The sequence below is a fragment of the uncultured Senegalimassilia sp. genome (assembly GCF_934632265.1).
Lineage (GTDB): Bacteria > Actinomycetota > Coriobacteriia > Coriobacteriales > Eggerthellaceae > Senegalimassilia.
On record NZ_CAKTYH010000073.1, the window covers coordinates 1 to 10,021 of the forward strand.

The window sequence follows — 10,021 nt, forward strand, 5'->3', positions numbered from 1 at the left end:
GCGGCGTGGGAGCGGAAGGCTTCGACGCCGGCATTGCCGCGGGAGATGTGGTGTACGCGGTGGATTACCTGACCGAGCAGACGCGCGCGTTGCTCGAGGGCCGCAAGCCCGCCATCAGCGCCGAGGGCAAGGACGTGGTGGTCATCGGCGGCGGCGACACCGGCAACGACTGCATGGGCACCGCGGTGCGCCAAGGCGCGCGCACGGTTCGCCAGCTGGAATACGGGCCGCGTGCGCCGAAGGAACGCGCTGCGTCGAACCTGTGGCCCGAATGGCCCAACGTCGCCAAGACCGACTACGGCCAGGAGGAAGCTATCGCGCTGCAGGGCGATGACCTGCGCGAATGGTGTGCCGACACGCAGAAGGTGTTGCTCGATGGTGCTGGGCATGTACACGGGCTGCAGGTGCGCTCGTTCGATTGGTCGGCCGGCAAGCCCGAGCCCGTGGCGGGATCGGAGCGCGAGGTCGATGCGCAGCTGGTGCTGGTGGCCTGCGGTTTCGCGGGTCCGGAGAGCGGCGTGTTCGACGCGTTCGGCGTGTCGTTGGCAACGCAGGGCCGCCCGCTTCCGGTGATGGCGGCGGGAGATTCGCATCGCGCTCTGCGCGCTGCTACGGGCAAGGACGATGCGGCCGTGTACGTTGCCGGCGATGCCCGCACGGGCAGCAGCCTGGTGGTCAACGCCATGGCCGACGCCCTCAAGTGCGCCGCCGAAGTTGCAAGCGACCTGGGGTTGTAGGGGCTGCCTGCGGTTTCCTCGTCTAGCGCGATGGATCGATTTCGTTTTGCATGGGTTTTCGGCGGCAACGAGCGCGTCGAGCCGATTCGCTTTCGAGCCAACCTCGTTTTGAAAGGCCCTTCGTTCTCGCTGAGGACGAGGGGCCTTCTCCGCTCAATGCCTAAGCTGTGGCAAAGTTAGCCGAATATCGGATGCATTATTGCGCTTCTCTGATTCGTGCAATAGCATATTCAGCTACTGCTAATCACAATCGAATCGGAGTCGCATGTCACGTCGTCAAGCCACCTCACGCATCCTCTTCATCTGCCACGGCAACATCTGCAGGTCGACCATGGCCCAGTTCGTGATGCAGGACCTGGTGAACAAGGCAGGGTTGGCCGATGTCCTGTTCGTCGATTCCGCCGCCACCACCAATGACGAGATCGGGCATCCGCCGCATCATGGCACGGTCGACAAGCTCAAGCAGGTGGGCGTGCCGGTGCTGCCGCATCGCGCTCGCAAGGTCCGTGCCGACGAGTACGACGAGTGGGACCTGTTCGTGTACATGGATGACGAGAACGAGCGCCACCTGAGCCGCATCTTCGGAAGCGATCCGGAGACGAAGTGCGTGCGCCTGCTCGCCTTTGCTGCGGGTGCGGGACTGGTGGGCGAGGACGGGAAGATCTTGCCCGACGCGCAGGACGCCCGCGCGATCGCGCAAGCCGGCGCGAATGCCGCCGACGTGGCTGACCCCTGGTTCACCGGCAACTTCGACGATACCTATCGCGATGTGCTGGCAGGCTGCAAAGGCCTCCTGACCTGGTGCCAAGCGCAATAACATACGCTCGTTAAACGGGGCCGCCGGCAAATATGCCAGCGGCCCCGCTTTCGTTCCTGTGAAATCGCTCGCTATGCTCGCTGTTTGCCGGTGAAGCGGTCGATGTCGATGCAGTAGATGTTCGCGCGGGCGAGCGCCTGGTCGGTGAAGTCGGTCGAGGCTTCGGGCGCCAGGTGCTGCATGATGCGCGTGAGGCCGTAGCGCTTCGCTTCGATCCCCTGGATGCGATGGATGGTGCCCGTGCCCATGATGGAACGGTATGCGTACGAATACGCGCAGGCGTATGTGCCCGCGATCACGCCTTCCTGTACGTCCATCTCGATCGCCACGCGCGGTTCCCGGTTGAAGGCGTCCACCTTGCGGCCGACTCCGGCCGAATGAACCCACAACGCCAGGCACGGCGCGTCGGCGTCGATCTCCTCGGGGTCGGCCCAGTCGTAGCCGAAGCTCATGGGCACGATGAACGGGCCTTCCTCGTCAACGCAGGCGATGCGCACCGTCTGGCAAGCCTCGACCACTGCATGCAGCTGCGTGGTGCTGCGAAGCTGGCGGCCCGCTTGCCGCATGGGGCGATACGAAACGGGCATGGCGGCTTGCGCTGCGGCAGCGGCTTGCTGCATGTGCGCGGCCTGCGGCTGCGCCGCCGCGCCCTCGGGGTAGATGGCGGGGATATTCTGCAAATCCATGAATGCTCCTGGGTCCGTGCGTTTTCGTTGCCCTTATGGTACGGCGTGCCGCTGTGTTCGGTTGCCGTAATCCGCTGCTGCGCCAACATCACACGAGTTACCTCGCTTCTGTTCTACTTGGTATAGAACAGAAGCGAGGTAACTGTTATAATGCAGCTATAACAGAGTTCCAAGGGACCTAACGGCGAATAGCAAGAAAAGCGCAAGGGAAAACTTGGGAAGGGGTGGGCCAGGGTCTGAGAACCGCAAAAGACAGAACAGAGGGCAGGAATAGCGCACGGGTAAAGGTCGTGGAGAAGGCCAGCTGAAAAGCGAAAGGCAAAAGCCGGGCAGAAGATGAAGGGACGGCCAACGGCGGTGGCCTGCGGCAAAGGCTAGTGAAGGGAGCAACTCGTGTTCGTGCGAATAGATCAAACGCTCGATGTGCCGTTGTATCAGCAGCTTCGTAACGAAATCGTTCGCGGTATAGCGCAAGAGGAGCTTTCGCCAGGCGATGCACTGCCGAGCGTGCGCAACCTGGCCTCCGACCTGGGCATCAACCTGCACACCGTCAACAAGGCGTACGCGTTGCTGCGCGATGAGGGCTATGTGGAAATGAAGGGCCGCAAAGGCGCGTTCGTGGCGCAGCCGGCAGCGGCCGCGGGCACGGCGGCGGCAAAGGAGCGGCTGTCCCGGGATATCCATCAACTCGCGTTGGCCTTCAAGGCTTCCGGGGGCACGCGCGAAGTGTTCGAACAGCAGGTAAAAGCCCAGTTAGATGAAGTGTTCTGCGAAAAGGAATAGGGAGGTCATGATATGGAATCCGCCGATATGCAGCTTGTTATGTTCGCATTGATCGCCACCATCCCGCTTGTCGGGGCGATGATGGCGATAACACCGCTTTTGCAGCCAAGCGGGCAAGCTTTCTCCGTTTCGGTGCCCGAGGCCGCGCAAGACGATCCGAGCATTCGCTCCCTGAAACATCGCTTCGTCGCGACCGTCGCGGCGTTTACGGCGATCCTTACCTTGGCGGCAATCGTCTTTTGCCTGATGGGGAACATGAAGGCGGTGATGGTGCTCGTCGTTGCCGGTTCGCTTGCCCCGCTTGCGCTGGGTTACGGGCTTATCGTTCGCTATCGCCGCCGCGTTCAGGCGCTTAAACGCGAACGCGGCTGGCAGGCTAGCGCTCAGCAGCGCGTCGCGGTGATTGGGGAGGGCGCCGAGGATGCGCCGAAGGCGATCTCGCTAGCATGGAATTGGCTGTACGCGCCGGTGATTCTGCTGACCATCGTCGTTGCCATCGCGGGCTATCCGGTCATGCCCGCCCAGATTCCCATGCATGTCGACCTGTCGGGTGCCGTTACCGATGTCGCGTCGAAAAGCCCGGCGGTCGCCGCGTTTCCCATTGCGCTCGAGTTGTTTTTGGTCGGCTGCTTCGTGTTCTCCCATTGGACGGTGCTGCGCTCGAAAAAGGGAACCGAACCGGGTAATCCGGCGAGCTCTGCTTGGGCGTACGGGATGTTCGCTCATGCGCAAACAGTGTTTCTGCTGGTAGGCGGGCTGGCGATCACGGCGGTTTGCGGGCTTCTCATCGAGCTTTCCATGATCGGCGCGCTGCCGATAACGGGGGCGGTGGCCGCCATCATTGTGGTTGCGATGCTGATAGCGGCGGGCAGCGTCATCCTCAATGTGGTGTACGGCCAGTCCGGTTCGCGGGTGTTCCGCATGCAGCGGTCTGCCACGCTTTTGGCCGACGATGATGCATACTGGAAGCTGGGCCTGTTCTATTACAACCCCGGCGATGCCAGCCTGTTTTTGCCGCAGCGTTCCGGCTTCGGCTGGACGGTGAACTGGGCGCGTCCGGCTGTATGGGCTGTGATGGCGGGCTTTGTCGTTGCGACCGCTCTGTTCGTGGTGCTGTGCGTGGCGATGGTCGATTGATCGCGATGCCGCGGATAGGAGCCCCTTCGGGGCTGGTTTCCCGTCGGCCGGTGTCGAGAGGCGAAGGATAAGGCGAAGGAGATGGCGAACATGGTGCTGCCTGAGAACGTAGAGGGCTCCCAAAACGGGGCAGGCGTCGGCGGTGCGGTCCAGGCGGGAGGTGCGGCGCCGGTGGCGAACATCCTGCAATCCGGTCGCGGTGCTGCCGTATCGCAGGCGGCGTCATCGGCTGGTTCGTCCGCTGGGCTGCGCGGCCTCCATGCGCATCCTGAGCCGCTTGACGGTTGCGCGGATGCGCCCTCTTCGCAGCAGCCGCCTGCGCTTTGCGCGCTGGTCACGGGCGCGACGGGCGGCATCGGTCGCGAGCTGTGCGCGCAGCTGGCCCGCGAATGCGGCACGTTGGCCCTGGTGGGGCGCGATCGGGGCAAGCTCGAGGAGCTGGCGAAGGACCTGGTCGAGCGCTTCGACGTCGACACGCACGTTTTCGTTGCCGACTTCGCGCAGCCGGGCGCCGTCGATGCGTTGGCGTCGCAGGTGCAGGCGGCGAACCTGCAGGTGGAGACGCTCGTGAACAACGCCGGCTTCGGCTACGACGCCCCCTTCGCGGAAAGCAGCTTGGAGCGCCAGCGCGCGCTCGTGCAAACCAACGACATGGCGCTCATGGAGCTTTGCCACGCGTTCGCGCCCGGCATGGCGGCGCGCGGGCACGGCGGCATCCTCAACGTGGCCAGCGTTGCCGGGTTCGTTCCCGGGCCGTACATGTCCACGTACTACGCCTCGAAGGCGTTCGTGCAATCATTCTCAAGCGCGCTGCATATGGAGCTGCGCCCGCACGGCGTGCACGTGACCGCGCTGTGCCCCGGGCCTGTTCGCACGCCGTTTTGGGACAACGCCGACGCGGGCGGCACGGCGCTGGCGCGCATGACCATCAGCGCACCGCGCGTGGCCCGCGCAGCCATCCGTGCGCTGGGCTGCAATCGTTTGCTGTGCTGCCCAGGCGTGCTGGCGAAGTTCATCGTGTTCGGCAGCCGCTTCGTTCCGCGCGCCTGGGCAGCCGTCGCGGCGTCCGCCCTGCAAAAACCGAAAAGGTAGCGTTTCGGCACCGTCGTGGTTGCGGGCGCTGCGTTAACAGTCGCGTAGATTCTTTGCGAGCTGCTTATCAAAGGTGCGGACGGGTTCCTGCTGTAAGACGTTGCGCGCCACTAGCGTGCAATCCACGAAATCGAGCGAGCTCATCGCGTACATTCGTAAGGCGGCGCGCATGATCTCCTCGTCGTAGACAAACACGTCATCAAGCAGGTTTTCAACAGCGGTATCGATCTCTGCCCGCGAGAGCTTGTATACGCCTTGCAACACATACACCACTTCGGCAACAGCTTCCATGTACATGCAAGCGCCTTCGATGATCCATTGCTTGGCTTGCTTCGCCTGCACTTCGTTGTCCCAAAGCAAGTAGCGCAAGGCGACATTTGCGTCGATGGTGCTAGCCATGGTGCTTCTCCGTAGCGGCGGCAGCCCATGCGTTTGCTTCTTGTGCACGCTTTTCGGGGTCAGCATATCGAGCAAGGTACCCTGCGCCATGCAACGTTGCCGCGCTTGGCTTCGGCTGAGCGGGTCGGGCGGAAGACTCGGCCATGTCGTCAAGCAGCGTGGCGCTATTAAGTTGAATGCTTTTCGCCAGAAAGCGCCTAACGGCTTCCGCCGGAGATGATCCGCGAGATTTGAACAGCACCTCTGCGCGCTGTTTCGTTTCTTCATCCATTCGCACTTGCAAGACGGCATCCATGGGCATAGCAAGCTCCTTTTGCAATACATCGTATTACATAGTAGTATACAACTTAAGGAAGGCACGCTGCAAGTTAGGTTGTTGAAGGATGGCTCTGATAGAATAGGAGGGAACGCCAATGGGCGAAAACGAAAAAGCCCGGCGGCACCGGGCTTAACCATCCATAGCGCAATCACGCCCGCCTCGGTTATCCTCTCGGGCTTGATGCGCGCCCGCAGCATAGCATGGAGCGGTCGGACTTGCTAAGCGTCCACCTGCTCGACAAGAAAGGCGACACGCATGGCAGAGTTCATCTACCAAATGTACAAGGCGCGCAAGGCGCACGGCGACAAGGTCATCCTCGACGATGTCACCCTGTCGTTCTACCCCGGCGCGAAGATCGGCGTGGTGGGCCCGAACGGCATGGGCAAGTCCACGCTGCTCAAGATCATGGCCGGCATCGAGGAGGTCAGCAACGGCGATGCGCGCCTGACCCCCGGCTATTCGGTGGGCATCCTACAGCAGGAGCCGCCGCTGGATGAGGACAAGACCGTCCTGGAGAACATCGAGATGGCGTTCGCCGACGTGAAGGCCAACATCGCCCGCTTCAACGAGATCGGCACGCTCATGGGCGAGCCCGACGCCGACTTCGACGCGCTCATGGAGGAGATGGGCAAGCTGCAGGACGCCATCGACGCGGCCAACGGTTGGGATCTGGACAGCCAGCTGTCCCAGGCCATGGACGCGCTGCAGTGCCCCGACCCCGACATGCCGGTGAACGTGCTCTCCGGCGGCGAGCGTCGTCGTGTGGCCCTGTGCCGCCTGCTGCTCGAGGCACCTGACCTGCTGCTTCTCGACGAGCCCACCAACCACCTGGACGCCGAGTCCGTGCTGTGGCTGGAGAAGTTCCTGCACAAGTATCCCGGCGCCGTGCTGGCCGTCACGCACGACCGCTACTTCCTGGACAACGTCGCCGAGTGGATCTGCGAGGTCGACCGCGGCAGCCTGTACCCGTACAAGGGCAACTACTCCACGTACCTGGAGACCAAGGCCGCGCGTATGGCGGGTCAGAAGCAGCGCGATGAGAAGCTGCAGAAGCGCCTGGCCAGCGAGCTCGAGTGGGTCCGCAGCTCCCCGAAGGCGCGTCAGGCGAAGAGCCGCGCCCGTCTGGAGCGTTACGACCAGATGGCCGCCGAGGCCGCGCAGTCCAAGAAGCTCGACTTCACCGAGATCCAAATCCCGGCCGGCCCGCGCCTGGGCGCCGAGGTCCTCAAGGTCGAGCACCTGCACAAGCAGTTCGGCGACCGTGTGCTCATGGACGACCTGTCCTTCGTGCTGCCGCGTAACGGCATCGTCGGCGTGATCGGCCCCAACGGCGTGGGCAAATCCACCCTGTTCAAGATGATCATGGGCATCGAGCAGCCCACCTCCGGCAGCCTGAAGCTCGGCGAGACCGTGAAGGTGTCCTACGTCGATCAGGGCCGTGCGGGCATCGACGGCGACAAGAACGTGTGGGAAGTCGTCTCCGGCGGCCTGGACTACATGATGGTCTGCGAAACCGAGGTGCCCAGCCGCGCATACGTGGCCAGCTTCGGCTTCAAGGGCTCCGACCAGCAGAAGCCTGCGGGCGTGCTCTCCGGCGGCGAGCGCAACCGCTTGAACCTGGCGCTGACGCTCAAGCAGGGCGGTAACCTGCTGCTGCTCGACGAGCCCACCAACGACTTGGACGTTGAGACGCTGTCCAGCCTGGAGGAGGCGCTGCTGCGCTTCCCGGGTTGCGCCGTGGTGACCAGCCATGACCGTATGTTCCTCGACCGCGTGGCCACGCACATCCTGGCGTGGGAGGGCACCGATGAGAACCCGGGCAACTGGCACTGGTTCGAGGGCAACTTCGAGAGCTACCAGAAGAACCGCATCGAGCGCCTGGGCGAGGAGGCCGCAAAGCCCCACCGCCTGCACCGCAAGCTGACCAGGGACTAAATCAAGCGCCCAAACGCAAACGAACGGCTCCCGCGGCCTTGAGGCCACGGGAGCCGTTTTTGCGTTGCGGCAAGGAATCGTTCGCCGTGAATGCGTGGAAGGTACGGTAGCGAGGCGTGCTCGACAGCCCTGGTTTTTCTCGGTGGAGACTCGGCTAGTATCCCGAGCTTTGCTTATTCCGGATCGTTATTCGCGCTTGGAGGGGCGTGAGGGTCATCTCGTCTCTGCGGCAAAAGAAAAGCGGGGATTCCGAGTGTTCGGAATCCCCGCTTGCATTCGGGTGGTGTTGCCTTGTTCGCTAGTTCTTCAGCGAGTTGATGGGGGCGGGCATGCGGCCGCCGCGGTGGGCGAACACGGTGCCGGCGTGGGTGTTCACGGGCATGACCGGCGCGTAGCCGAGCAGGCCGCCGAAGTCCAGCTTGTCGCCGACCTTCTTGCCGATGGCGGGGATGACGCGCACGGCGGTGGTCTTGTTGTTGATCATGCCGATGGCGCACTCGTCGGCGATGATGCCGAAGATGGCCTCGACCGGCGTGTCGCCGGGGATGGCGATCATGTCCAGGCCCACGCTGCACACGCAGGTCATGGCCTCGAGCTTCTCCAGGCACAGCGCGCCGGACTCGGCGGCGCGGATCATACCGGCGTCCTCGGACACGGGGATGAACGCGCCGGACAGGCCGCCGACGCTGGAGCTGGCCATGACGCCGCCCTTCTTCACGGCGTCGTTGAGCATGGCGAGCGCGGCCGTGGTGCCCGGGCCGCCGCACTGGCCCACGCCGATGGCTTCCAGGATCTCGGCCACGGAGTCGCCCTCGGCCGGGGTGGGGGCCAGCGACAGGTCAAGGATGCCCTTGGCCACGCCCATGCGGCGGCTGGCCTCGCGGGCCATCAGCTCGCCGGCGCGGGTGATCTTGAACGCGGTTGCCTTGATGGCCTCGGCGACCTCGGTCATGTCGGCGTCCTTGGGCATGTTCGCCAGCACCTGGCGCACCACACCCGGGCCGGAAACGCCCACATTGACCACGGCGTCGGCCTCGCCCGAGCCGTGGAAGGCGCCGGCCATGAAGGGGTTGTCCTCGACGGCGTTGCAGAACACCACCAGCTTGCCGGCGGCGATGCAGTCGCGGTCGGCGGTCAGCTCGGCGCACTGCTTGACGATGCCGGCCATCTTCAGCGCGGCGTCCATGTTGATGCCGGCGCGCGTGGAGCCGACGTTGACGCTCGAGCACACGCGCTCGGTGGCGGCCAGCGCGTTGGGGATGGAGTCCATCAGCTTGTTGTCGGCAGCCGACGCGCCCTTGTGCACGAGCGCGGAGAAGCCGCCCACGAAGTCGACGCCCACCTCGGCGCCGGCCTTGTCCATGGCCACGGCGATGCGCGACAGGTCGGTGTCGGGCACGGCGGCGCAGATCTCGGCGATGGGCGTGACGGAGATGCGCTTGTTCACGATCGGGATGCCGAACTCGCGCTCGAGCTGCTCGGCGGTGGGCACCAGCTGCTCGGCGGCCTTCGTCATCTTGTCGTACACCTTGCGCGCCATGGTGTTGATGTCCGAATCCGTGCAGGAGCGCAGGTTCAGACCCAACGTGATGGTGCGGATGTCCAGGTGCTGCTTGCTGACCATGGCAAGCGTTTCGGCGATTTCTTCCGGGGTGATTTGCATGATGCTGTCCTTTTAACGGGCGATGCTTTTGCAACAGGATAGCAAATTGCGGCCGTCGCCGGGCGCCGCGCCCAACGGTTCCACGAATGATTGACGCTCGGCGGCGCCATTTGCGGTCTTATCCGCGCGAGTGACAGCGCAAAGTGCGATACGTCTGCGTTTGAATCCGGGTGTCCCGAGTAAGCATAATTTGCCGAGCCTGTGACCTGGGGCTTTCTGGCGGGCATAAGCTAGCTACTCGCCAAGGCCCCATTTAAACGCAGACGTATCGCAATTAGGCTTGCATGGGGGGCGAGATGGGCGGCTGGGATGGCATTTGCCGGCGTGGATTCGGGTTGGGCTGGTGGGATTGGGGCAAGTGTGGTGAACAGGGGGTGGGTGAACAGACGATATGCCCATCGAGATGGCAGCAAGATAGGAAGCCTCGCTGTTGTTGATTCATATGCGCCTTCG

9 protein-coding genes and 1 pseudogene are annotated in these 10,021 nt (G+C 63.7%); 6 read left to right on the forward strand and 4 right to left on the reverse strand.

What is annotated here, in order from left to right; translation table 11 throughout:
- Together Q0H50_RS06350 and Q0H50_RS06355 are read left to right on the forward strand one after the other, a co-directional pair.
- Positions 1–737, forward strand: a pseudogene (locus tag Q0H50_RS06350) (glutamate synthase subunit beta); the annotation flags it as partial.
- A 265-nt stretch (positions 738–1,002) separates the two neighbouring features.
- Positions 1,003–1,554, forward strand: coding sequence for a low molecular weight protein-tyrosine-phosphatase (locus Q0H50_RS06355; protein ID WP_294420628.1), 552 nt, complete (start codon positions 1,003–1,005; stop codon positions 1,552–1,554).
- A gap of 71 nt (positions 1,555–1,625) precedes the next feature.
- Here Q0H50_RS06355 and Q0H50_RS06360 read toward each other — a convergent pair whose 3' ends face one another.
- Positions 1,626–2,240, reverse strand: a complete 615-nt coding sequence (locus Q0H50_RS06360; RefSeq protein ID WP_294420629.1) for a pyridoxamine 5'-phosphate oxidase family protein — start codon at positions 2,238–2,240, stop codon at positions 1,626–1,628.
- A gap of 399 nt (positions 2,241–2,639) precedes the next feature.
- On the opposite strand from Q0H50_RS06360, the gene Q0H50_RS06365 reads away from it, so the two are divergent.
- The 3 genes from Q0H50_RS06365 (at position 2,640) to Q0H50_RS06375 (ending at position 5,252) form a co-directional block, all read left to right on the forward strand.
- On the forward strand, positions 2,640–3,023 hold the full coding sequence (locus Q0H50_RS06365; RefSeq protein WP_294420631.1) for a GntR family transcriptional regulator: 384 nt from the start codon (positions 2,640–2,642) through the stop codon (positions 3,021–3,023).
- A gap of 12 nt (positions 3,024–3,035) precedes the next feature.
- Complete coding sequence (locus Q0H50_RS06370; RefSeq protein ID WP_294420633.1) at positions 3,036–4,160, forward strand: DUF1648 domain-containing protein; 1,125 nt, start codon at positions 3,036–3,038, stop codon at positions 4,158–4,160.
- Between the two features lie 81 nt (positions 4,161–4,241).
- Positions 4,242–5,252, forward strand: a complete 1,011-nt coding sequence (locus Q0H50_RS06375; RefSeq protein WP_294420636.1) for an SDR family oxidoreductase — start codon at positions 4,242–4,244, stop codon at positions 5,250–5,252.
- A 33-nt stretch (positions 5,253–5,285) separates the two neighbouring features.
- Here the strand turns inward: Q0H50_RS06375 and Q0H50_RS06380 are convergent, their stop codons facing one another.
- Complete coding sequence (locus Q0H50_RS06380; RefSeq protein ID WP_294420638.1) at positions 5,286–5,651, reverse strand: PIN domain-containing protein; 366 nt, start codon at positions 5,649–5,651, stop codon at positions 5,286–5,288.
- Entirely contained in the window at positions 5,644–5,952 is a 309-nt protein-coding gene (locus Q0H50_RS06385; protein WP_294420640.1) for a hypothetical protein, read from the reverse strand. Before Q0H50_RS06385 ends, Q0H50_RS06380 begins: the two co-directional genes overlap by 8 nt.
- 273 nt (positions 5,953–6,225) lie before the next feature.
- Between Q0H50_RS06385 and ettA the strand changes: the two genes are divergently transcribed.
- Positions 6,226–7,905 carry an energy-dependent translational throttle protein EttA gene (gene ettA / locus Q0H50_RS06390; RefSeq protein WP_294420643.1) on the forward strand — a complete coding sequence of 560 codons (1,680 nt, stop codon included), beginning with the start codon at positions 6,226–6,228 and terminating at the stop codon, positions 7,903–7,905.
- A gap of 298 nt (positions 7,906–8,203) precedes the next feature.
- Here the strand turns inward: ettA and Q0H50_RS06395 are convergent, their stop codons facing one another.
- Positions 8,204–9,568, reverse strand: a complete 1,365-nt coding sequence (locus tag Q0H50_RS06395) for a PFL family protein (RefSeq protein WP_294420644.1) — start codon at positions 9,566–9,568, stop codon at positions 8,204–8,206.
- Between the last annotated feature and the right edge of the window lie 453 nt (positions 9,569–10,021).

Coding starts and splice junctions, on each gene's coding strand:
- Q0H50_RS06385 (WP_294420640.1), bottom strand. CDS start 5,952: ATGCCCATGGATGCCGTCTTGCAAGTGCGAATGGATGAAGAAACGAAA.
- ettA (WP_294420643.1), top strand. CDS start 6,226: ATGGCAGAGTTCATCTACCAAATGTACAAGGCGCGCAAGGCGCACGGC.
- Q0H50_RS06355 (WP_294420628.1), top strand. CDS start 1,003: ATGTCACGTCGTCAAGCCACCTCACGCATCCTCTTCATCTGCCACGGC.
- Q0H50_RS06395 (WP_294420644.1), bottom strand. CDS start 9,568: ATGCAAATCACCCCGGAAGAAATCGCCGAAACGCTTGCCATGGTCAGC.
- Q0H50_RS06360 (WP_294420629.1), bottom strand. CDS start 2,240: ATGGATTTGCAGAATATCCCCGCCATCTACCCCGAGGGCGCGGCGGCG.
- Q0H50_RS06375 (WP_294420636.1), top strand. CDS start 4,242: ATGGCGAACATGGTGCTGCCTGAGAACGTAGAGGGCTCCCAAAACGGG.
- Q0H50_RS06380 (WP_294420638.1), bottom strand. CDS start 5,651: ATGGCTAGCACCATCGACGCAAATGTCGCCTTGCGCTACTTGCTTTGG.
- Q0H50_RS06370 (WP_294420633.1), top strand. CDS start 3,036: ATGGAATCCGCCGATATGCAGCTTGTTATGTTCGCATTGATCGCCACC.